The sequence below is a fragment of the Paenibacillus sp. FSL F4-0122 genome (genome assembly GCF_038002845.1).
Lineage (GTDB): Bacteria > Bacillota > Bacilli > Paenibacillales > Paenibacillaceae > Paenibacillus_AQ > Paenibacillus_AQ odorifer.
This window is the reverse complement of record NZ_JBBODI010000001.1, coordinates 19,757-43,653: the sequence shown is the minus strand read 5'-3', so window position 1 is coordinate 43,653 and position 23,897 is coordinate 19,757. Positions and strand designations below refer to the sequence as shown.

Annotated in this window: 19 protein-coding genes and 1 other annotated feature; of the genes, 16 read left to right on the top strand and 3 right to left on the bottom strand. The window is 43.5% G+C overall.

Annotated features, from left to right (window positions below; genetic code table 11):
- Window positions 1-177 precede the first annotated feature (177 nt).
- The 12 genes from MHH49_RS00205 to MHH49_RS00150 all read left to right on the top strand — a co-directional run bounded on the left by MHH49_RS00205 (window position 178) and on the right by MHH49_RS00150 (window position 14,214).
- The gene (locus MHH49_RS00205) at window positions 178-801 is read left to right on the top strand and encodes a deoxynucleoside kinase (RefSeq protein WP_036679318.1); all 624 of its coding nucleotides are present in this window, start codon (window positions 178-180) and stop codon (window positions 799-801) included.
- Complete coding sequence (locus MHH49_RS00200) at window positions 798-1,451, top strand: deoxynucleoside kinase (protein ID WP_036679320.1); 654 nt, start codon at window positions 798-800, stop codon at window positions 1,449-1,451. The genes MHH49_RS00205 and MHH49_RS00200 overlap by 4 nt, the downstream gene beginning before the upstream one ends.
- 282 nt (window positions 1,452-1,733) lie before the next feature.
- The gene (locus MHH49_RS00195) at window positions 1,734-2,909 is read left to right on the top strand and encodes a collagen-like protein (RefSeq protein WP_339811040.1); all 1,176 of its coding nucleotides are present in this window, start codon (window positions 1,734-1,736) and stop codon (window positions 2,907-2,909) included.
- A 259-nt stretch (window positions 2,910-3,168) separates the two neighbouring features.
- Window positions 3,169-4,350 (top strand): MalY/PatB family protein, encoded by a 1,182-nt coding sequence (locus MHH49_RS00190; protein WP_036679326.1) that lies wholly within the window; start codon window positions 3,169-3,171, stop codon window positions 4,348-4,350.
- Between the two features lie 118 nt (window positions 4,351-4,468).
- Window positions 4,469-4,759, top strand: a complete 291-nt coding sequence (locus MHH49_RS00185) for a hypothetical protein (protein WP_076140901.1) — start codon at window positions 4,469-4,471, stop codon at window positions 4,757-4,759.
- A gap of 62 nt (window positions 4,760-4,821) precedes the next feature.
- Window positions 4,822-5,772, top strand: a complete 951-nt coding sequence (locus MHH49_RS00180; RefSeq protein WP_076140902.1) for a nucleoside hydrolase — start codon at window positions 4,822-4,824, stop codon at window positions 5,770-5,772.
- A 156-nt stretch (window positions 5,773-5,928) separates the two neighbouring features.
- Complete coding sequence (locus tag MHH49_RS00175) at window positions 5,929-7,182, top strand: stalk domain-containing protein (RefSeq protein WP_341137821.1); 1,254 nt, start codon at window positions 5,929-5,931, stop codon at window positions 7,180-7,182.
- 62 nt (window positions 7,183-7,244) lie between these two features.
- Window positions 7,245-7,476, top strand: a binding site (T-box leader).
- A gap of 63 nt (window positions 7,477-7,539) precedes the next feature.
- A complete protein-coding gene (locus MHH49_RS00170) occupies window positions 7,540-8,346 on the top strand; it encodes a class I SAM-dependent methyltransferase (RefSeq protein ID WP_036679449.1) in 807 nt (268 codons plus the stop codon).
- A gap of 44 nt (window positions 8,347-8,390) precedes the next feature.
- Complete coding sequence (locus MHH49_RS00165; protein WP_080742455.1) at window positions 8,391-9,314, top strand: AraC family transcriptional regulator; 924 nt, start codon at window positions 8,391-8,393, stop codon at window positions 9,312-9,314.
- 548 nt (window positions 9,315-9,862) lie between these two features.
- Complete coding sequence (locus MHH49_RS00160; RefSeq protein WP_036679337.1) at window positions 9,863-10,816, top strand: radical SAM protein; 954 nt, start codon at window positions 9,863-9,865, stop codon at window positions 10,814-10,816.
- Window positions 10,817-10,937: 121 nt separating this feature from the next.
- Window positions 10,938-11,984 carry a bile acid:sodium symporter family protein gene (locus tag MHH49_RS00155; RefSeq protein ID WP_235219427.1) on the top strand — a complete coding sequence of 349 codons (1,047 nt, stop codon included), beginning with the start codon at window positions 10,938-10,940 and terminating at the stop codon, window positions 11,982-11,984.
- Window positions 11,985-12,180: 196 nt separating this feature from the next.
- On the top strand, window positions 12,181-14,214 hold the full coding sequence (locus MHH49_RS00150) for a methyl-accepting chemotaxis protein (protein WP_036679339.1): 2,034 nt from the start codon (window positions 12,181-12,183) through the stop codon (window positions 14,212-14,214).
- A gap of 167 nt (window positions 14,215-14,381) precedes the next feature.
- On the opposite strand, the gene MHH49_RS00145 is transcribed toward MHH49_RS00150, so the two are convergent.
- A complete protein-coding gene (locus MHH49_RS00145) occupies window positions 14,382-15,662 on the bottom strand; it encodes a histidine--tRNA ligase (protein ID WP_305953602.1) in 1,281 nt (426 codons plus the stop codon).
- A 352-nt stretch (window positions 15,663-16,014) separates the two neighbouring features.
- Here MHH49_RS00145 and MHH49_RS00140 point away from each other — a divergent pair, with 352 nt between their 5' ends.
- The 3 genes from MHH49_RS00140 to MHH49_RS00130 all read left to right on the top strand — a co-directional run bounded on the left by MHH49_RS00140 (window position 16,015) and on the right by MHH49_RS00130 (window position 18,841).
- On the top strand, window positions 16,015-16,668 hold the full coding sequence (locus MHH49_RS00140) for an HD domain-containing protein (protein ID WP_036679342.1): 654 nt from the start codon (window positions 16,015-16,017) through the stop codon (window positions 16,666-16,668).
- 86 nt (window positions 16,669-16,754) lie between these two features.
- Entirely contained in the window at window positions 16,755-18,200 is a 1,446-nt protein-coding gene (locus tag MHH49_RS00135) for a DEAD/DEAH box helicase (RefSeq protein WP_036679344.1), read from the top strand.
- Between the two features lie 182 nt (window positions 18,201-18,382).
- Window positions 18,383-18,841, top strand: coding sequence for a hypothetical protein (locus tag MHH49_RS00130; protein ID WP_036679346.1), 459 nt, complete (start codon window positions 18,383-18,385; stop codon window positions 18,839-18,841).
- Here the strand turns inward: MHH49_RS00130 and MHH49_RS00125 are convergent.
- Window positions 18,827-19,153 carry a hypothetical protein gene (locus MHH49_RS00125; protein ID WP_341137820.1) on the bottom strand — a complete coding sequence of 109 codons (327 nt, stop codon included), beginning with the start codon at window positions 19,151-19,153 and terminating at the stop codon, window positions 18,827-18,829. The two genes, MHH49_RS00130 and MHH49_RS00125, sit on opposite strands and share 15 nt — an antisense overlap.
- A 332-nt stretch (window positions 19,154-19,485) precedes the next feature.
- Between MHH49_RS00125 and MHH49_RS00120 the strand changes: the two genes are divergently transcribed.
- Window positions 19,486-21,801: an endo-1,4-beta-xylanase gene (locus MHH49_RS00120; protein ID WP_076107477.1), complete on the top strand. Its 2,316-nt coding sequence runs from the start codon at window positions 19,486-19,488 to the stop codon at window positions 21,799-21,801.
- A 339-nt stretch (window positions 21,802-22,140) separates the two neighbouring features.
- Here the strand turns inward: MHH49_RS00120 and MHH49_RS00115 are convergent, their stop codons facing one another.
- Window positions 22,141-23,856, bottom strand: a complete 1,716-nt coding sequence (locus MHH49_RS00115) for an ABC transporter ATP-binding protein (RefSeq protein ID WP_036679350.1) — start codon at window positions 23,854-23,856, stop codon at window positions 22,141-22,143.
- Between the last annotated feature and the right edge of the window lie 41 nt (window positions 23,857-23,897).

The following is a 23,897-nucleotide window of genomic DNA, read 5'->3' as shown; positions in this document are numbered from 1 at the left end:
TTCAGAGGAATAACTCTCTTATATATGCGTTTATCTTACAGTTGGACACTTGTATTACTGGAAAAGTTTCTTCATAATTAGCCGCTCACAAGTAAGGTCTCATGTGATACAATAATTTAGTCTGTTTTTTAAAATTAGTTATTGAAGGGTCCGTATCTGAGGAGGAAGTCAGCATCAATGGAACATGCACCGTTTATTGCAGTGGAAGGCCCGATCGGGGCTGGAAAAACAACATTAGCTTCGATGCTTGCAGAGGAATTAAACTTACCGATTATTAAGGAGATTGTGGATGAGAATCCGTTTCTGGCTAAATTTTATCAGAACATGGATGACTGGAGCTTTCAACTGGAGATGTTTTTTCTCTGTAATCGGTACAAGCAGCTTGAAGATACAGTAACTCAGTACATAGATAAAGGTAAACCGGTGATCTCGGATTATCATATTTATAAGAACCTTATCTTTGGGGAACGAACGCTGAAGGGAACGAAACGAGAAAAGTATCGACAAATCTATCATGTGCTGACGGATGACCTGCCGAAGCCAAATATTATTCTCTATATAAAAGCAGATCTCGATACCTTGTTAAAAAGAATCGCCAAACGCGGACGCCCTTTTGAAGGGGATATGGATACTGCGTATTTGCAGCAATTGATAGAAGATTATGATGATGCGATGGGCTCTCTAGCGATTCAAGAGCCGTCTACCGTTATTATTACCATAGATGGAAATGCAGTCGATTTCGTGGAGAACCCAGAACACTTCGTCGAAATTGCCTCTCACATAAAGGAGCTAATGAAATGAATCCATATAACATCCCAGCTAACGCCATAATTACCGTGGCAGGAACCGTGGGGGTGGGGAAATCCACTTTAACAGGTGCTTTGGCTAAAAGGTTAGATTTTCAAACCTCGCTGGAGCAAGTTGATCATAATCCTTATCTTGAAAAGTTCTATCATGATTTTGAGAGATGGAGTTTTCATCTACAGATTTATTTCCTAGCCGAACGTTTTAAAGAACAGAAGAAAATGTTCGAAATGGGCGGTGGTTTTGTTCAAGATCGCTCGATTTATGAGGACACTGGTATTTTTGCTAAAATGCATGCGGATCAAGGCACGATGTCCAAGACAGACTATGAAACCTATACAAGCTTGTATGAAGCCATGGTCATGACACCCTATTTCCCGCACCCTGATGTGCTGATTTATATTGAAGGCAGTCTTCCTTCTATTTTAGCGCGAATTAATGAACGCGGCCGCGAGATGGAAATTCAAACGGACGTATCCTACTGGGAGCATATGCATGGCAGATATTCGAAATGGATCAATGAGTTTACAGCTTGCCCAGTGCTTCGTCTGAACATTGATGATTATGACGTAAATGACTCGGCATCAATGGCGGATATTCTCACGAAGGTAGGCAACACCATTCGTAAGCCTGTTGATAAAATATAATAGTTGATGATTAGCAGCTCCCGTGGTTTGGGGGTTGTTTTTTTATGTGCTCATAAAAAAACCCAAATCTATGATTTGGGCCTAATAGGGAAGTGTCAGTTGTCCTAATCATAAAATACGAAAAGTAAATAAAAATGGTGTGGACATTGTAATGTACTTAAGGGCCACCTCCTACTTTATTAGCCCTTTTTTATGAAAATAGGTTCCAGTCTAATAGAAACTAGTTATTGGTCCATGTCTAAAATTAGTAAGATGCGTACACTGAACTATATTTATAGGGAGGTGTACGCATTGAGTTGTCCAGACGATAAAAAGTGTCATAAGAAAAAAGTCGCCACTGTATTTCCTTCGAAAAGAAAAAGAAAAGAACATCGTCGAAAAGTTATTAAGAAGATTGTAAAAGTCACTTGTCCTCCACCAGAAGTGAATGTTACTACACCGACAGTCGTTGGTGCTACAGGACCGCAAGGGCCGCAAGGAGCACAAGGACTCCAAGGAATACAAGGGGCCCAAGGCGTTCCCGGAGCTCAAGGAGCACGAGGACTCCAAGGAGCTGAAGGACCTCCAGGACCCGCCGGCGGACCTCCAGGACCCCAAGGACCTCAAGGTGAACCAGGGCCAGCGGGAGCGATTGGTCCACAGGGTGTAGCGGGACCCGTTGGTCCTCAGGGTGCCCAAGGCGTGCCGGGTGCCCAAGGAGTTGTAGGTCCTCAGGGATCGCAAGGTTTACCTGGTCCTGCAGGAGCTATAGGACCACAAGGTTTTGTAGGAGCACCGGGAGCACCGGGAGCAACAGGAGCAACAGGAGCACCAGGAGCGCCAGGAGCACCAGGAGTAGCTGGAGCAACCGGAGCACCGGGAGCGGCCGGAGCACCGGGAGCAGCAGGAGCACCGGGAGCAACCGGAGCGCCGGGAGCAGCTGGAGCACCGGGGGCAGCAGGAACCGCGGGAGCAACCGGAGCACCGGGAGCAGCAGGAGCTGCGGGAGCACCTGGAGCAGCAGGAGCAACGGGGGCAACCGGAGCACCAGGAGGTGTATTAGGTTTTGCTGATTTTTTTGCCCTAATGCCTCCTGATAATGCAGCAACTGTAGCACCGGGCACAGACGTAAGTTTTCCTCAAAACGGACCTACCAGCGGGACGACAATTGCACGAACGGGTCCTAGTTCTTTTAATTTAGCAGCAATAGGGACTTATCAGGTGTTGTTTCAGGTTAGTGTAACCGAAGCAGGACAACTCATCTTGACTCTTAATGGCGCGGATCTCGCCTATACTGTAGTTGGACGCGCAACAGGTACATCACAAATCGTAGAAATGGCTATAGTGCAAACAACGGTTATTAACACCATCCTGACCGTTCGGAATCCTGCTGGTAACTCTACTGCACTTACTATTACTCCTCTCGCTGGAGGAACAAGATCTGTTTCAGCACATCTCGTTATTACACAATTAGCGTAATAAGGTGTATTTCGTATAGATAAGTTGGTCACCTTAATATTGGTGATTTTACTTATGATTATTGTAAAGAGGAGGACGAACGAAGGTCCTCCTCTTTATTCAGAGTATTTACTATTAACATTCTATTGTTTTTCTATCGTCTAACGACTTGAAATTAATCATCTATTTATGTGAATTCTTTTGATTCTATCTTAAGATGCCATATCGCTTTCCTCATGATACAATAAAAGATAAGTTTATAAGGATGAGGTGACTTTAGTTGAAGTATGATTTCGATCGCGTAATTGACCGCCGTAATACTAGCTCTTACAAATGGGATCAATCCGAGAAGTTGTTTGGTGAGAAGGATATTATGCCGCTTTGGGTGGCAGACATGGATTTTGAAAGTCCTCCCGCAGTGAAGGAAGCCATTCTGCGCCGCGCAGAACAAGGAGTTTACGGTTACAGTGTACCTAGTGATACTTATAAAGAAGCCATCACGTCATGGTTTAAAAGACGGCATGATTGGCAGATCAAACCGGAGTGGATTTCAGATTCTCCCGGAATTGTAACTTCCTTAAGCCTCTCTGTTGAACTGTTTACTGAGCCTGGGGACGAGGTTATTTTACAATCGCCAGTTTATTATCCCTTCTATGATGTCATCCAGATGAATGACCGGAAGGTTGCCAAGAATCCGCTTATCGTCCGTAATGGGCGCTTTGAGATGGATTATGAGCAGTTGGAAGGGCTGATGTTGGGTGGAGCTAAGCTGCTGCTGTTATGCAGTCCGCATAATCCAGGCGGTAGAGTATGGGAAAGAGAAGAACTGTTGAAGCTCGGTGAACTGTGCTTGCGCCACGGAGTGACAGTTATCTCTGATGAGATCCATTGTGATTTGGCGCTTCCAGGGTATGAGCATATTCCTTTTGCATCTTTGTCTGAGGAAATTGCCAATATTACGTTAACCACACTTGCCGCGACCAAAACCTTCAATCTTCCGGGGCTTCAATCCTCTTTTATCGTGTCCTCGAATCCGGAATTGAAACGTAAATTTGATCAAAAAATGAAAGCCTTGAGCTTACATATGGCTAGTTTCTTCGCGCAAGGAGCAGTACAAGCCGCTTACAACGACGGAGAAGAATGGCTGGATGAGCTGTTACAATATGTATCAGATAATGTGGATTATACTATTAGCTATTTGTCGGAGCATTTACCACAGGTTCATGTGATGCAGCCGCAAGGAACCTACCTGTTATGGGTAGATTGCCGCGAACTGAACTTGGAAATAGACGGTCTGAAGCAGCTGATGCACAAAGAGGCTAAAGTTGCGTTTAATGAAGGTTCTGTTTTTGGAACAGAGGGCAAAGGCCATCTGCGGATCAATCTGGCTTGTCCGAGATCTACGTTAGTTGAGGCATTGGAACGCTTTTGCAAGGCAGCCGCAGCTTATACAAAGAAATAAACGGTGATTTACTGAAGCTTGATGATTCCGCTAATGGGGTCGTTAAGCTTCTTTATTTTGCAATAGGGTAAAAAGAATAATAAAATGGAGTCCATTACGACAAGCAGGAGGACTGCAAATGAAATGGGTAGCCCAGCTTCCGTATTATAAGATACAACGAGAAATTAGGGATGGAGAACAACGAAGTGTTGCTTCCAATCGGCTAATGTATCTATATCAAGATAGAATTGTAACTCGTCATCGGGAATTCCCGCTAAAAGATATTTTCGATATGTCTTATCGTTCAATGGGGGATATGGGCGGCATGTTCTATCTGCACACGAGTAAGGGTGTGTATGCTTATTTGATAGAGTGTGATCCCAAGCGGTTTATTGAAGCCTTTAAAGAACAGGAATTGAATAAAAATTGAGCGACCCTCGTTGGCCGTGATATGATAGTTTTTATGAAAAAACATAATGGGAGAGAACATAAATGAGCAAAACACGAATTATTATTGATGCAGATACAGGTATTGACGATGCACTGGCGATTCTATATGCCTTACGCGCTCCAAACGTAATTGTAGAAGGGATTACAACCGTTTTTGGGAATATTGATGTCGAAAAGGCGGCGGACAATTCACTGCGGCTAATTGAGCTTGCTAAGCCCGGTTATGAGATTCCTGTAGCGATAGGAGCATCCAAGGCACTTGTTCGTGAGCACTCAGGCTACGCCACTCATGTGCATGGTGAGAACGGTATTGGTAATGTGGAAATTGCTCCATCCAGCCAGCGTCCCATTAGCGAAACTGCATCTGAGTTTATTGTTCGGATGGCTAATGAGAATCCCGGAGAGATTGTATTAGTCACACTGGCACATCTAACTAACCTTTCTATGGCGCTTGACATGGACCCTGGTATTAAGAATACTTTGAAAAAAGTAGTGGTGATGGGCGGTACGATCTTCAATCCCGGCAATAGAACACCGGTTGCGGAAGCGAATATTGCTGGGGATCCGGAAGCTGCTGATCATGTATTTACATCTGGGCTTCCTGTTATGATGGTGGGTCTAGACGTTACGCTTAAGACGCGGATTACCCAAGAGCATATCGATTTATTAAACCGTTTTGGACGTGAAGAAAATAAAGCGATCATTTCGTTCATGGAACAATCGCTTACTCATTATTTTAATTTCTATCGTGAAGCGAACTTTTTGATCAACAGCGCACCGCTGCATGATCCACTCGCACTTATGGTTGCGCTGCAACCAGATCTAGTAACCTACAAAGAGATGAATGTTCGTGTGGAGCACAAAGGTGAGTTCACATCGGGAATGGTCGTAGCGGACTTGCGGGCTCAGCCAAAAGTAGGTAAACCCATACAAGTTGCAGTGGATGTAGATGTTGAACGAGCAGTGGGAACCTTTTTGAGCGTGTTTATGTAATTTTGCCGACCTCTTCTAATATGAAAAATAATTTCGAAGCTCATAGATGACAATCTATTAATTTTACAATTGGATAATCTTTGGTAAAATGGTAGAGGACATATAAGAGTTTACAAGATTAGACTTCATATCATAGAAGAGGGAGACTTATCATTCATGAACAAGCGAATCGGTAAATTAGTATTATGTTTGGCTATTTCGCTAGGAGGCACCACGGCTTTAATCCACAATACCACACAGGCAGCCACAGCTGGTGGAGTTAGTATTGTGCTGGATGGTTATCCACTACCCTTTCCAGTAGAACCTGTTGTGATGAGCGGAACAACGATGGTGCCATTCCGAGCTATATCTGAAGCTTTGGGAATTAATGTCGAGTGGAATCAGGCGCAGAAGAAAATTACGGCTACCAAAACAGATACTGCAGGGACCAAAGTGGTAACCCTGACCCTTGGCAGCAAAAATGCAGGTGTTAACGGCGCGGTTGTGAAGTTAGGAGTTGCTCCGCAGACGATCCGGGATACAACGATGATTCCCCTTAGCTTTTTCGGCCAGCAGTTTGGTGCGGGTGTAGCTTGGAATCAATCTACGAAGACCGTATCTATTACTTCGCCGAAGACTGAGCTGTACACTCTTGGTTTCTATGCTCTGAGTTCTTATAGTGAGATTTCCTTACTTCCTAATTTTGATGCTGTGGCCTTTGGTTGGAGTGGGATTGATAAAAGCGGGCAATTCACCACAACGGGGACTGATTTCAAATGGCCTCAAGCGGCTGGTGACGTAACGCCAGAATCGATTGTCACGAATGCAGCGGCAGGTGGAACAGCTCCTTATCTGATGGTCTTCTCTGGAGATACCGCATCAGAGTTAACTAAGAACCTGGAAGATAAGCAGCTTCAAGAACAGACGATTACTGGAATCGTAGATCTTGCAACGCAAAAAGGATTCCAAGGCATTACCCTGGATCTGGAGGGCCTAGGTCTAACAGGTGATAAGGCGAAGGTGCAAGCAGATTACAATGCTTTTGTTAAAAACCTATCACAAAAAGCACATGCAGCAGGACTTAAACTTACCGTTATTCTTCATCCATTAAATAGTTCTTATAAAGGATATGATTACAAAACTTTAGGAACACTTGCAGATGATTTGGTCATTATGGCGTACGATTATTTACAAGAGAAAAAAGTTCCAGAGCCGATGAGTTTAGTTGATGAAGGCATCCGGCTTGCGCTTCAGCAAGTGAGTAAGGATAAGCTGATCCTCGGGATCTCTGTGTATAGCGAAAACGAATCTTCAGTGAATTCGAAGGTAGGACTTGCTAAACGTTATGGTCTTAAAGGAATTGCGATCTGGCGTTTAGGTCTGATCGGACAGCCTGTCTGGAACGAAATGGGTAAGTCAGTAGAGCTGTAAGTGGAATTTGTATTGACAGGGAATAATTTCTAAATATATACTAGGTCAAAATACAATACGGAATAAACGTAATGATTGGGAGTATTAAGGAATAACTACTGCCCAGAGAGCTGCCGGTTGGTGCAAGACAGCGGAGTAGGTTCCCCAACTCACCCATGAGCGGTAAGATCGAACCTCAGTAGATCTTAACGGCTAACCCTCCGTAATCGGGTTCTAAGATTCGTTGTTTATTATAAGCAATACGCAACGATCAAAAAGAGTGGTACCGCGAAGGTTAAACCTATCGCCTCTTTGGAGGCGATAGGTTTTTTCTGTTCTCTACAGTAAAAAATACAATTGAAGGTCGGTGTTTTGGTAATGGGCAATATTATTGAATATTACTCCCAATTTGATGAGTGGGGAAGATTGGATAGGGAGCCGCTGGAGTTCATCATTAATCTGCATTATATAAAACAGTATTTAACTACCGCACAATCTATACTGGATAATGGTGCTGGGCCCGGTAAATATGCCATGGAGCTGGCGAAGCTGGGCTATAACGTAACGTTATCGGATCTTACCCCTAAGTTAGTTGAAATAGCTCAGCAGAAGGTTAATGAATTAGGATTAACTGAGCAATTTAAAGGTTTTCATGTGCTGAATGCAACTAGTTTAGAGGGAGTATCTGACGAAAGCTTTGATGCTTCTCTGATGTTAGGCCCTTTATATCATTTGCAAGAAGAAGAGGATCGGATTTTAGCAGTTAAGGAATTGTTTCGTGTGACAAGGAAGAATGGCATCGTATTTGTAGCCTTTCAAAGTCGGATGAGAATGACTCTTACATCCTTACAGTTCCCACAACATTGGAAGCCTAATGACAACATGGATTCAATACAAGAGTTTTATGATAGCGGGATTTTTAATCATAAAGATGAAGGTAGGTTTACGGGAGCTTATTACTTCAATATTGAGGATATAAAACCTTTCATGGAGGAGAATGGATTTCGAACCATTGATTTAATTGGTTCTTCTAGCCTCGGAGCATTACTGACAAATGAGCAGAAACAATACTGGACAGACCGGGGTGAGCATGAGGAGCTCTTTGAATTTCTCATTAACGCAGCAAAGGATCCATCCATTTTGGGGATTTCCTCTCATCTGTTGTATATAGGGCGAAGAAAATAAATAAGGAAAAATCATTTTATCATCACGGGATTGAGGTAGGTCTAGTGAACAATGATTACAGGGTGCGTATTCAGACGGTTCTTCATTTTATCGAGGACAACTTAGATCAAGAGATAAATCTAGAAACGCTAGCTGAAGTTTCTAATTTTTCTAAGTATCATTTTTCTAGAGTTTTTTCTGCAATTACAAATAAAACACCAATGACCTATCTGACGGAAAGACGTCTACATCACGCGGTTACCTATCTTGAAACAACCAATAAAACCATGCTAGATATCTCAATTCTATGCGGTTTTAGTTCCATCTCAAGTTTTAATTCATCCTTTAGGAAACTGTTTAAGACAACCCCAAGCGAGATGAGAAGGTCAATGCAAGAACATAGCAATTATCAGTTAATGTCCAGCAATAATCAGGAAGAATTGTCTCCTTCTAAAAATTATGATGTGAGTATCAACATAAATAATAATTTTTTAAGGAGAGTATGGGAAATGAACATTGAGGTAAAAGAACTTCCAAGTTATCAAGTGGCATACGTAAGGCATGTTGGCAGCTATCTTGAAACGTATAAGGCATGGGGAACACTCAGCAAGTGGGTTGAGAAAAATGATTTACCCTCAACAGAATACTTCATTGGTATTTCTTTAGATGATCCCAGCGTGACTGACGAATACTCTTGTAGATATGATGCCTGCATAACCATTCCAGAAGAGTTTGTTAAAGAGGGTGATTCGAGCGTAGAGTTCAAAACTTTATCTGGTGGTCTTTATGCCTTATATCCGTTTTATGATACGATCGACAAATTGGCTATTGCCTATCAAAGTGTGTACGGTCAATGGCTACCTAATAGTGATTATGAACCGGATGATCGGTATGCGCTCGAATTTTGTATGAATGATCCATATACAGACCCTGAAGGTAAAGCAAAAGTTGATCTTTATATCCCTATAAAAAGTGTCGGTGGACATTAAAAACAAACTCTACTACTCGATTACAGTTCCATTCTCGATGGACGAAATGGTAGTAAAGCCCATAACCCCAGGTTTTATAGGTTTCACCAGTTTGAAGATAACCTGTAACATATATGCCTGAATGCGTATCGGTTTATCCATCACTCCACGAGGCTTCCGGACTCGGATGACGTTATTTGTATGTTATCAGCTATCAAAACATGATTTCGGACTCCGCTGACGCTATTCATTGCAAAAGGCACTTATTGGGCGTTTTTTCGGTCAATAGGTGCACTGGAGTCCGTTACAGGTTACTACGCGTATCTGAAAGTGATTACGCATGCGCTTCCGACTACGATTATGGTGAAAATTTGAGTGTTGTTCAATGGACTCGTTTATCAAGTGAGATCATAGAAATCTGGAAATAAGCAGCGGCAGATCAGTATTCGTTAATCAAACCGTACACTCGAATGTTATAAAACTCACATTAACCTAAGCTATAAACCTATATAATCTCTAAGGTTGAACTTTTGAACTAAATTCATTATTTTTCAGGAGGACTTTAGAGTATGAGATATAAAGCATTAGAGCTCGACAAACCGCTTACTTATGAGCTGGAAGGGTTAGAAATAGGGGTAACTTCGAACTGTAATTTCCGCTGCGATTATTGCTGTGCATATAATAGAAATGATGGACAAAGCATCAAAGCCAAAGAGGTCATCCGCATTCTGGACGAACTTCCAGGCCTTAAAAGAGTACGTTTATCAGGTGGAGAAGTGACGCTGAAGTTCGATGACTGTGTGGAGATTGTAACCTACTGCGCATCCAGAGGGATTCAGACACAACTGAATTCCAACGGCAGTCTTTTAAATGCTGAACGAATTGGCCAATTGGTTTCCGCAGGATTAACGACCATACATATTTCCTTCAATTTTACTACTGCGGAAGCTTTCTCAAAATATTATAATATTCATCCAAGCATTTATGAGAAAATAAGAGAAAATATTACCCTGTTCGCCGCAACAAGTGTAGATACTGTGCTGGAGACGCTGCTGTTCAGTGAAACCCAGGATAATATGAAGGAGATCAGCGATCATGTCTACGCAATGGGCGTGCGCACACATGAAATTCAGAACAGTATTATCATGGATCATACAGGGTGGAAGTCGATAGCTGCGCGGGAACAATTAAAGAATGCAGTGAGTGAGCTGATCGCACGGAAGAAAGAAGATACGATTCTGTATTTCACCTGCATGGACCGCTTTATGGACGCCCTTGGGTTCGAAGAGCAGCCGGGTGTGTATTTTCCTCACTGTATAGAGGGGAAGAAGCAGCTTCATTTGCATGGAAATGGCGACATTTTGATTTCAGAGCTTTGCCATCCGGTGATTATCGGCAACATTTATCAAGGAACTTCACTAAAAGATTTATACAATAATATGCCAGCGCCATTGGCACAGTTTTTGGATAAGCAACCTTGCCCAGCGCTGGATGCATTGTTTCCACAAGGCTTAGAAGTTTAACACTCTATATAGATTACTTCGAGGGACCAATTTAAGAATTGGTTCCTATTTTTTTATGGTAGACTTAATAAAAAACACAGATAAGGAATGTATGAGCTTCATACATAAGGTGTACTGCCAAGTGTTTGCTAATATAAGAAATGGACTTATCAAATCTAATGTTGTTCTAGAAAAGATTATGCCGTTATTAACACCCACAGCCATCGTGGTCGGTGTGCTTAACGAAAGCAGACTGCTGCCGTTCACAGGTCTCGTGCCCTGGATTTTCGCTGTAATGACGCTGATCGGTAGCTTGAAGTCCAACCTAAAGGACCTGCTAGGGGTACTTCTGAAACCCCAGAAGCTGATTATTCTAATGGTAATTTTACATATTGTAATGCCGCTGATCGGCTGGCTTGCAGCCATGGCTTTTTTTCCGGGAGATCCATATACAGTGACTGGTTATGTATTGCTGTTCGCGATTCCTACAGGTGTTGTAAGTGTGGTATGGGTGTCGATGTACGGAGGAAATATTGCATTGACATTAGCCCTTATTCTGATTGATACGCTCTTGTCGCCAATTGTTGTCCCGGGTACCTTATATTTGCTGATGGGAGCGAGTGTGGAAATTCAGCTAGCTGATATGATGAAAGGGCTGCTATGGATGGTAGTCATTCCTTCTGTAGTTGGGATGCTGCTGAATCAATGGACAAAAGGGAAAGTCAATACGGTATGTGGACCGCCGCTTGCTCCGTTTGTTAAAGTCGGATTGTTTATAGTTGTTTCTATTAATGGGGCCAGTATTGCCCGTTATCTGAAACATCCGGATGGCAAATTAGCGATCATAATTGGAGTGACCTTCATAACCGTTGTGCTTGGCTATGTAATCGGAGCTTTGGTGTCACGCCGTTTCCGCTTTAGTTATGAAGATTCCGTGGCGGTGCAGTTTAATTCGGGTATGCGGAATTTAAGTGCGGGAGCTGTATTAGCAGTGAAATATTTTCCTCCTGCTGTCGCGCTTCCAGTAATTTCGGGGATGTTGTTCCAACAAATACTCGCTGCGATGTCTGGTCTATTTTTACGTAGTAGAACTAAACGACTGTTAAGTGAGGGTGCATTAATGCAAGTGAATACTGCCTCTCAGATAGAACCCTCTGCTTCTTCTAGGACAGATGATAGGTCTTGTTAGCCGGTTTGTGAAGGATATATGACCTAAAAGCTGTGATATTTTATTCATTTACATGAAAATTTTCGACATTTTATGATATATTTCTTATTTTTGCGCGATTTATATTCACTATTCAACTTTGCCACCCGATAGTAATTGTATTATTTACAATTTCATTGTTCGCAAATGAACAAGGAGTCGGAAGGATGAAAAGAATATGAAGATTCGCCTAAAGTTATCACTTGTTATGATAGGTGTGACCCTTTTATGTATTTCTGTAATGGGGATATTTACGTATTTGAAATCAACTCAGGCGATTGTGAATCTTACTGAGAATTCTATGAAGCAGGTCAATACGAACAAAGCTCAGACCATATCAGCCATGATAGCAAAAGAGCAGAGAAGCACAGAGCTTATTGCGAGCCGCTCGGAAATTGTTGATCTACTGCTGCAAGCTGGGAATGGTGGAGTTAGTAAAGGTGATAAGCTTCAGAATGAGGTGAACGCCAGTCTTCAAAGCATTGTGGAGGAAGCAGGGAACCTTGAGCACATTCTTGTCAGTGATATGAAAGGTATTAGTGTGGCTGACAGTGATACTAAGCTTATAGGGACAGATTTTAGTGAAAGAGATTATACGAAAAGAGTAATGGAGACGGCTGAGCCTGTGATCAGTGAAACGCTGAAATCAAAATCTACAGGAGCTTATGTAGTGGCTTTTGTACAGCCCGTAAAGAGTAATGGAAAGATGATTGGATTTATTGCTTCAGCTGTTTCCGCAGATAGTATGATTAAGTATTTGGCCGATACCAAAGTGGTAAACACGACGAGCTCTTACGCTTATTTACTGGATGAGAACGGCAATAAATTATATTATCCGGATAAAACACAAATTGGTCAGCCTATTGAGAATACGCAGATCGCAGCTGTTATGGAGCGTGTGAAATCTGGTGAGAAGGTAGCGGATGGCCTGCTAAATAATACATATAATGGTGTGGAAAAAAAATCTACCTATACAGTTTTGCCTGAGACGCACTGGTTGCTTGTATTAACCGCAGACCTTGATGAAATCGTGAAACCTGTCACTGATATGAGAAATTTCAACTTATTTCTTGGTGTGGGAAGTTTAATTATTGCCTTGCTGATTGCTCTTTATTTTGCTAAAAAAATCTCTTCTCCGATTGTTAAACTAACGGACATGATTAATAAAACGGCAGAATTGAATTTGACGCATGACTCAGAGTATGAGTATTTGACTAAAAACAAAGATGAGACAGGGACGATCGCCAAAGCGATGTTCCGCACCCGGGCTACACTTCGTGAGATGGCTGGAAGCTTAATTACGATCTCGTCCAAAGTGCTTGAAAATGCAGAAACGCTGGAGAAGCTGTCTATAGATGTGCGGGAAAATGCCCACGATAATTCAGCGACTACGCAGCAGCTATCGGCAGGTATGGAAGAGACCGCAGCCTCCACAGAGGAAATGACAGCAGCAATTACTGAAATTGATAACAATGTATCCGGGATCACCAATAATGTGAAGGAAGGCGCTGCCGTTTCTAGACAAATTAGTGAGCGGGCGCTGACTCTCCAAGATGAGGCAACAGAATCTACGACGAATGCTAAACAAATTTATGAATCCGTGCGAATCGATATGGAAAAAGCGATTGAGCAGTCGAGCGCGATTGCAGAGATTAATGTACTGACAGATACGATTCTATCCATTGCCAGTCAGACCAATCTGCTGGCCCTGAATGCAGCTATAGAAGCGGCAAGAGCGGGTGAGGCAGGTAAAGGTTTTGCGGTTGTAGCTGGTGAGATTCGGAAGTTGGCTGAGAAATCGTCTAAGATTGCGGCTGGAATTCAAGGTGTGGTAACAGGTGTATATTCCTCTGTTGAATCCATGAAGGAGAATTCTGAGGCATTACTTTCTTTTATTGACCAGAATGTTCTAGCAGATTATGAACGATTAACTGAGGTAAGTCAGCAATACAACAGTGATGCTGCTACTGTAAATACGCTGTTAAAACAATTCGAGAGCGCAGCCGATCATTTGAGTATGGCCATATCAAGTATTAATATTGCCGTTAATGAAGTAGCTGCTACAGTAAACGAAGGAGCTATAGGGATTCAGGATATCGCGGTGAAAACGGCGGATATCGTGGAAAAAACATTCCTAGAGGTTACTATGGCTGATGAAAATACTCAAAGTGCCAAAGAACTTCAGGGGTTAGTAGATAAGTTTAAGATCTAAGGGTTTGAAATGAATTAAGGGAATCCTTATCTATTTTTCATAAAATATTAAGCTTGCAGGGTTATAGTACATGTATAACCTCCCCTATATATAGACTTTACCCCGCCGGTCGCCGGCGGGGTCTTTTTTTTTATGCGAATCTTTCTAAAAGAATATCAGGCAGTAGTTTAGCCAGTAATAAGGTAGATGGCTTCATCTAATGGAACTATAACCTCTGTTTGTTCCTTCATATCCTTCAGCCGCACCTTATCCACACTGGATTCACTCTCGCCGATCAGAATAACGTAACGAATTTTTTTGGATGAGGCTGTGGCGAGTTGCTTTTTAAGTTTTCTTTTACCGGATACCAGAGTGGTTCGGATAGAACAGGCACGGAGCTCGGCGGCTGCAATTAAAGCCTGTGGGAGCGTCTCGCCAATCGGAATGACCATAACCTCTGCTGTCTTGTGCTCTTGGATAGGACGTTCTGCAAGGAGCGCCATGATAGACTCCATACCAAAAGATAAGCCAACCGTAGGATATTGAATATCCTCTCTGCCCACTAGCTGTCCGATGATAGCGTCATATCTGCCTCCACCCCCCAAGCTTGAGGTAAAGGAACCGGATGCATCAAAGATCTCGTAGACGGTTCCAGTGTAGAAAGAAAGCCCGCGGGATAAAAAAGGATCGAAACGACAAGTCTGTTGCAGCTGAATGTCTTGGAGCAGCTTTTGCAGGACAAGAACCTCCATCGCTCCCGGTTGTCCGGTAAGACTATATTTTTCGCATAACTGCTCAAAGCTTGGATTGTCCGTTTCGATAAGCTCTAGGATAGCAGCGATGGTTGTAGGTTTGATTTCCTTGCTGATCAATTCATTTTTCACGCCGCTGAGGGTGGTTTTTTCTAATTTATCCAAGGTTAGCATAACGGACAACTGGTCCTCAGCAGGTACACCAATCGATTCCAGAATCTCACCGAGAAAACGTCTGTTGTTCCATTTTAGGATGATCGGGATATCCAGCTTGCGAAAAGCTTCTGTGGCCAGCTGCATCAATTCAGCTTCCGCCTCAGGTCCTGAAATACCAACGACATCAACATCGCATTGCAGAAATTCACGCAGGCGCCCACGTTTCACGGGACCATCACGGAATACTTTTCCGATCTCATAACGCTTGAAGGGAAACTCTATTCCAGGATTTAAAGCGATCACTTTGGCAAAAGGGATGGTCAGATCATATCGTAAGCCCAGCTTGCGGTTGCCTTGATCGGTTAGTTGGTACATCTCCTTGAGAATTTCATCCCCACCTGCATATTTCGAGGTTAATAAATCCAGTTCATTTAATAATGTGGTGTCCATGGATTCAAAATCATAGAGTTCGAACAAATCCTGCAGCGTATTTTGAATGTTCTTTCTGAGCGCCTGCTCTTTTCCGAAGTAATCATAAGTTCCTTTAATGTTTTGCATCATTAGTAGCTCCTTTGAATTGGCATAGTTTAGAGAATAAAAAAACGCGCAGGACCTCATGGTCCTGCGCGTGATCTATGCCGCAGGGAGGCCAACGCGAGTAGCGTTAGCCTCCCTGAGAATTTCAGGGTTGCTAACGCTGTTTGTGATAATAATGAAGTTGATTCAGCATGATTGTTATGGTGTTCATCAGAATCAATTCCCTTCGACATTTTGATTACTGCCGATTATAGCGGATCATTTGGAGTCGTGCAAGTAAGAATTTGTTATAACGAAGATTTTTAGTAGGCGAATGGACAGGCAATCAGCTATAATAGGGCTTCGATATTTCATAGGCGAAGGGAGCTTGTTGACGATGAATCAACCTTTAATAATAGCCCGGGCGGAAGAATTTGTTAAAGAACAACTGGGACAAGATACTACGGGTCATGACTGGTGGCACACCCATCGGGTCCGCAGCACGGCATGTGAAATTGCTGAGATCGAGCGTGCGGATGTGTTTATCTGTACGATGGCAGCCTTGCTGCATGATGTTGCAGACGAGAAGCTTAATCCGTCAAAAGAAGCAGGTCTGCTTAAAGTCCACACTTGGCTCACGGCAAACCTTACAGAGGAGGAGCAAATTCGTCATATCATGCTGATCGTTGAAACGATGTCCTTTAGTGGTGGTGGAGGAGAACCTATGCAGACTCTGGAAGGTCAAGTGGTGCAGGATGCAGATCGACTAGATGCACTTGGCGCGATTGGCATTGCCAGAACCTTTATTTTCTCAGGTGCAAAGGGACGTCCGGCTTATGATCCAGAAGTGGCTCCACGCGAGGAGTCGCTGCAAAAGGAATACAGGGATTATAGCAAGGGGACGGCTGTGAATCATTTTTATGAGAAGCTGTTGAAACTAAAATTCTTAATGAATACGGCTTATGGACGCAAGTTAGCGGAAGAACGGCATGATTTCATGTTGAATTTTCTGGACCAGTTCTATAAGGAATGGAATCAAGGACGCCAATAACTGTTATAATGATAAGTATGCACAAGATGGAAGGATCGCGGAGTTTCCGCTTTAACCAGAACAATCGGCATAGAAGAGGTTGAACGATGAGTGAATTGCAATTTAGAGATTATGAGTTAGACGAAGAGATAATTAAAGCACTGGATGTTCTGAAATTTATGACACCTACGGAGGTACAGAGCAAGGTAATTCCTGTGGCTTTGCAGCAAAAGGATCTGATTGTGAAATCGCAAACAGGCAGTGGCAAGACGGGAGCTTATGGTATTCCGCTTTGCGATCTGGTGGATTGGGTGGAGAATAAGCCGCAGGCTTTGATTCTTACGCCAACTCGAGAGCTTGCGATGCAGGTGAAAGAGGATATTACGAACATCGGACGTTTTAAACGGATTAAGGCAGTTGCTCTTTTCGGCAAGCAGCCCTTTGCCCCCCAAAAGATAGAGCTTACGCAAAAAACACATGTTGTCGTAGGTACGCCTGGACGCGTATTTGACCATATTGAAAGAGGCACACTTCCGCTAAATCGAATCAAATATTTGATCATCGATGAAGCTGACGAAATGCTGAGCATGGGCTTTATTGAGCAGATCGAGAAGATCATCAAGCAGCTGCCCAAAGAACGAGTAACCATGTTATTCTCAGCTACCTTACCCGAAGTCATTAAGAATTTGTGCCGAAAATATATGAACGATCCAACGGATATCGAGATTCAGGCAAGTGGAATTACGACGGCTACGATTGAACATGCGTTGATTGAAGTGAGACAAGCTGCCAAATTCTCTTTGCTAAGCGATATCATAACGGTGGAGAATCCGGATAGCTGTATTATTTTTTGCCGTACGCAGGAGCAGGTGAATGCTGTATTCAGAGGACTGGCGGATCTGGAATATCCTTGTGATAAGATCCATGGGGGTATGGAGCAGGATGAGCGCTTTGAGGTCATGAATGCTTTTAAAAGAGGGCAATTCCGCTATTTAATCGCTACCGATGTGGCGGCTAGAGGGATTGATATCGAGAATATCACCCATGTGATTAATTACGATATTCCACTGGAAAAAGAAAGCTACGTGCATCGTACAGGCAGAACCGCGCGTGCAGGCAAGACGGGTAAAGCGATCACTTTTGTCACTCCGAATGAGCAGAAGTGGGTAACTGAAATTGAAAGCTATATTGGCTTCAGCATTCCGCATATGAAAGCTCCTTCGGACGACGCAGTTGCCTACGCAAAGGAAGCGTTCGAGCAGAAGATCAATAAGCAGCCTGTCCGCAAAAAGGACAAAAGCGAAAGCTTAAACAAAGAGATTATGAAGCTATACTTCAACGGCGGCAAGAAAAAGAAGCTAAGAGCCGTGGATTTTGTCGGCACAATAGCAAAGCTTGAAGGTATTTCCGCCGAAGATATCGGGATTATCTCGATTCAGGACAATGTGACCTACGTGGATATTTTGAACGGTAAAGGCGCAATGGTGCTGCAAGCGATGAGAGAGACCACCGTAAAGGGCAAGCAGCTGAAGGTTCATATTGCGAAAAAATAAATCAAGGATGACAGCTTATTGCTAAGCTCCTTGCAAATATGCCGCTACTGAGGCGGTTTATAGGAAGAGGGAGTCGTGTTCACTACACGGCTCCTTCTTTAATTTGTTGTTTTATCTCAGCATTTCTATGTTTTCGTTGTGAAATTATAGAAATTAGAATATAACTTGTGAGAGGTGATAGATTGAAAGCTGAATCTAGAAGCACAAGGATGAAAGCAATCCTACAAGTTACCATTGTTATTTTCTTACATTTAATAATTATCTACCTTTTGGGAATGAAAACGGGGAAGTTGGAAGTAGAAGTAGTAAAACAAATGTTTATAATGTATGCAGCACCAATAATTCTTCTGAATGTGTCTTGCAAGATAGCTTTAAAGACGCAAAAGCTTAGGTACAACATTTCTTGGTTAGTTATTAGTATTGTTCCTAGCACGAGAATTCTATTTTATTTAAAAGAATTACAAGGAAAAGAGTCTAGGGGTTCAGGGGTTGTTGATTTAAGGTTTTTTGATATGAAGCCTGACTTTGATCAGATAAGTCTTATCTATTTTTTCCCTATAATATATTTAGGCATTCAACTAGTTTTGATTTTTTTACTATTGATCATGATAGTAACGAAAGAAAAATCAATAGCTGACTAGCATAATTTTCTTGTACGCACTAGGAATGCCGAAATGAACGGTAGAAATCCCGTACAATGAGCTGATCCAGCTGGAAGTGGCGAAATATACGGTAGAACTCCCGTATAATGAGCTGATCCAGCTGGAAGTGACGAAATGAACGGTAGAAATCCCGTACATTGTGCGGATCCCACTGGAAACGCCAAAATGAACGGTAGAAATCCCGTACAATGTGATGATCCAGCTGAAAGTGGCGAAATATACGGTAGAACTCCCGTATAATGAGCTGATCCAGCTGGAAGTGGCGAAATGAACGGTAGAAATCCCGTACATTCAGCCAGCATATTATGTAACCCAAGAGACAACACCATAATGGTGTCGTCTCTTGGGTTTTTTCGACGCTAAACGGATCTGATAACGCAGATCCGTTCAGCTTAAGTAAAATAAGATCGAAAATAATTAATTTTAGTTCCATAAATGGAAACAAATGTGATATTATGGCGATATAGAGCCCATACTTCACGGATGACCTGCCTAGCTTGGTTCCTCCTGAGGATAGGCTCTGATTTTTTTATGAGGAAGGTGGTGTGGCCCGAGCGGTATCGGGGACAGGAAGAAACGAAGCAATAAGGTTCGAACCTAATTCAGAAGGGAGAATCGAAGCGATGAAAAAAGGAACTTTTTTGAAAGCGCTTAATTTTGTTTTGGTTTTATGTTTGCTTGTACCTGCGTATTGGGCTGCACCCGCACATGCGGAGAACACGCTTATTCAGCAAAGCGATTTTGAAGATGGTACTGTTCAGGGCTGGAGTGGACGTGGGGAAGTTGAGGTGCTTACGGCCAAAACAGATGCGGCACGCAGCGGCACATATGGCCTGGAGGTAAGCGGCCGAACAAAAACGTGGCATGGACCTTCACTGGATGTGACTAGCCAGCTGGAAGTGGGACAAACTTATGTGTTTATTGGATGGGTGAAGCTGCCGGCCGGATCATCTAACGCGAATATCTATATGTCATTGCAGCGGACATTACCTTCTACCATTCATTATGACAATTTGACCTTTGGTGCAGTGACAGCGAACGGTTGGGTGAAGCTTCAGGCGCAGTACAAGCTATTGGAGCCGGCAGATCAACTTTCTATTTATTTTGAAGTGCCGGGTAGCGCGACAACTTCTTTTTATTTGGATGATTTTCGATTGGAAAAGCTACCGGATCTCGGTCCAATTGTCATCGAGGATGCGATTCCTTCGCTGAAGGATGTGTTTGCAAACAAATTTCTGATCGGCTCGGCTTTTACGAATAGTGAGCTGCTGACAGCTCCGGATCGGCAATTGTTATCCAAGCATTTTGATAGTGTAACGCCAGGAAATGTTCTGAAATGGGACAGCACGGAGCCGCAGGAAGGTGTGTTTAATTTCGCTGACGCTGACACGGCAGTAGCTTTTGCTACCGCAAATGGGCAGCAGGTACGTGGACATACCCTGGTCTGGCATTCGCAGACACCGGATTGGGTGTTCCGTGACGCCAGTGGTAATTTGGTCTCCAAAACGGTGTTATATGAGCGGATGAAGAGTCATATTAAGACCGTTATGGAACGTTATAAAGGTGAAATCTATGCTTGGGATGTCGTCAACGAAGTGATTGACACTTCGCAATCTGATGGCATGCGCCGCAGCCTGTGGTACCAGATCGCGGGTGAAGAGTACATTGAGAAGGCGTTCCAGTTCGCTCATGAAGCTGATCCTAACGCAAAACTGTTCATCAATGACTACAATACGCATGAGCCAGCCAAAAGCCAAGCACTATACAATCTGATTGTACGACTTCAGGCTAAAGGGGTTCCTATTGACGGAGTAGGGCATCAAACGCACATCAGCTTGTATTATCCTTCGCTCTCTGAAATCGAAAATTCGATTATCAAGTTCAAGGCTTTAGGGCTGGAAACTCATATTACTGAGCTGGATATTAGTGTGTATTCTGATAATTCTCAAGCCTATGAGACCTTCCCTGATCATTTGAAGCAGCGCCAAGCGGCTTTATACAAATCATTATTTGAGATCTTCCTGAGGCACACGGATACGGTCACGAATGTCACTCTCTGGGGGAAGGATGACAGTAATACTTGGCTGCGCACTTATCCGGTAGCCCGCAACAATTGGCCTTTATTATTTGATGAGCGCCTTCAATCTAAGCCGGCCTACTGGTCCGTATTGGAGACAGTGGCAGCTCCCGTAGTTCCAGCTGCTCCTGCTAACTTGAATGCAGCTGCAGGCAATGGGCTCGTGAATCTTAGCTGGAGCACCTCGGCGGGCGCAACTTCCTATACGGTGAAACGGTCACTTACGAGTGGTGGCCCTTATACCACTCTGACTACGGCTACCGGGACGAGCTATAGCGATGCGGCCGTTAGCAACGGAACGACTTATTATTATGTTGTGAATGCTGTCAATAGTGCGGGTACGAGCAGCAATTCTGTACAAGCGATGGCTACACCGCAAGGCTCGGGGCCTGTCGAACCGGTCACCGGGCTTGCAGTGGCGTATCGGACAGCGGATACTAACCCAAATGACAACCAGATGAAGCCCTATTTTAATATTAAAAATAACGGCACAACTGCAGTCGATCTTAGCGAGCTGAGCATCCGTTACTGGTATACGATCGATGGAGACAAGCCGCAATCCTTTTTCTGCGATTATGCCCAGATCGGCAACAGCAAGGTAGCAGGCAGTTTTGTAAAGCTGGACACGCCTCGAACGGGAGCAGATTACTACTTGGAAGTACAATTCAACGCAGGTGCGGGCATGCTTGCAGCTGGAGGTGCTTCCGGGGATATTCAGACCCGGATACACAAGACAGATTGGAGCAATTTTAACGAGGCCAATGATTATTCGTTTAATTCACTTCAGACCGCTTATGCGGATTGGAACAAGGTGACCCTTTATCGGAACGGAGTGCTGGTATGGGGAACAGAGCCGCAATAGCGAAACTAGGGGAACTGAGCTTTAATTGTGCCGTTTTTAATTTTTAGGGAAAACCTCCCTGAAAATAGCTGATTTATGCTGGTTACTTAGCTTTTCAGGGAAATCCTCCCTAAATATCGCCTGAATTCCACTATTATGAGCAAATTGGGGTGAATCTGCGGGAGGTTTTCCCTGATTGCAAGGATTAGAGCAATAAACCAAAGAAAATCAGGGAGGAATTCCTTAATCAAGCATCACGTTTGCTGCAAATAGAGGAGTTACGCGAAAAAGCAAGCCTAGTCGCCAAAAACATGGTGACTAGGCTTGCTTCATTTTTGCCCAGCTGTGGCAAATTACTTTTTAAAAGTTATATTGCGCCTGATGCAGACGGCTGTAAATTCCACCAGCATGGACTAATTCTTCATGTCTGCCTTGTTCAGCGATTCCTTCTTCATTCACGACCATAATCCGGTCGGCATTTTTGATCGTCGTCAAACGGTGAGCGATGACGAGTGTGGTTCTGCCTACGGACAGATCAGCCAGGGATTGCTGAATCGCGGCTTCGGTCTCTGTGTCCAGCGCGGAAGTAGCTTCATCCAGAATCAGAATCGGCGGATTCTTGAGGAACATGCGAGCGATAGCCAGGCGCTGCTTTTGTCCACCGGACAATTTCACACCGCGCTCCCCGATGACTGTCTCCATTCCATCTGGCAGATTCTGAATGAGCTCCTCCAGATGAGCACGTCGCGCAGCTTCCCAGATTTCAGGCAGCTTTGCATCCAGTTTCCCATAGGCGATATTCTCGCGAATTGTCCCGGAGAACAGGAAAACATCCTGCTGCACGATCCCGATTTGTTTGCGCAGCGATTCCAGCTTCATGTCACGGATATCGATGCCATCAATCGTGATGGCCCCGGCTGTGACATCATAGAAGCGCGGAAGCAGGCTGCAGATTGTTGTTTTACCTGCGCCGGACGGTCCAACAAAGGCAATGGTTTCGCCAGCCTTTACGTTAAGGCTTATATTTTGCAGAACCGGACGATTCTCTTCGTATCCAAAAGATACATCCTGGAATGTAATATCACCGCGCAAAGCGTTGATCTCCACGGCATCCGGTTTGTCACTGATGTCAGGTTCCGTGTCAATGATCTCCAGATAACGTCTGAAGCCGGCAATTCCTTTAGGATAACTTTCGATCACTGCATTGATTTTCTCGATAGGTCGGAAGAAGATATTCGACAACAAGATAAACGCCACAAATTCACCGATTTGCAGCTCGCCATTGATGAAGAACCATGCGCCGCAGATCATCACCAGGATGGTAATGAGGCGGGTCATCATATAGCTGACGGACAAGCTTCTAGCCATGATTTTATAAGCCAGAAGTTTTGTTTTGCGGAACATTTGATTATCTACTGCGAATAGTTCTTGTTCATGCTGCTCATTGGCAAAAGATTGCACGACCCGAATCCCACCGACATTGTCTTCGATACGGGCATTGAAACTGCCTACATTTCCAAATAGCTGACGATAAGTGGAAGTCATATTGCGCCCGAAGTAGATGATTACCCAAGCCATAATTGGAACGATAATAAAAGTAATGATCGCCAGCTTCAGATTAATATCAGCCATTAGGAGAAAGGCTCCGACAAGGGTCATGATTGCAATAAATACATCCTCAGGACCGTGATGCGCAACTTCGCCGATATCATTTAAGTCATTGGTGATTCGTCCGATTAGATGGCCTGTTTTATTATTATCAAAGAATCGGAACGAGAGTTTCTGAATATGGTCAAACATTTTTTTGCGCATATCAGTTTCGATATTTATGCCCAGCATGTGACCCCAGTAAGTGACAATATACTGCATCACTGTATTTAAGGCGTAAATCGCCAGCAGCGCAACACAAGCGATAAGAATAAGCGGCCAATCTTGACCAGGAAGTAAATCATCAATAAATTTATTGACGGCTACCGGAAAAGCCAGTTCTAGCAGTCCCGCAAAAACAGCGCAGGAGAAATCCAATATAAATAGTTTTCTATACGGACGATAGTAGGAAAAAAACCTTCGAAGCATTCTGTTCACTCTTTTCTGTGGTTTAAATATGAGTCCAATTG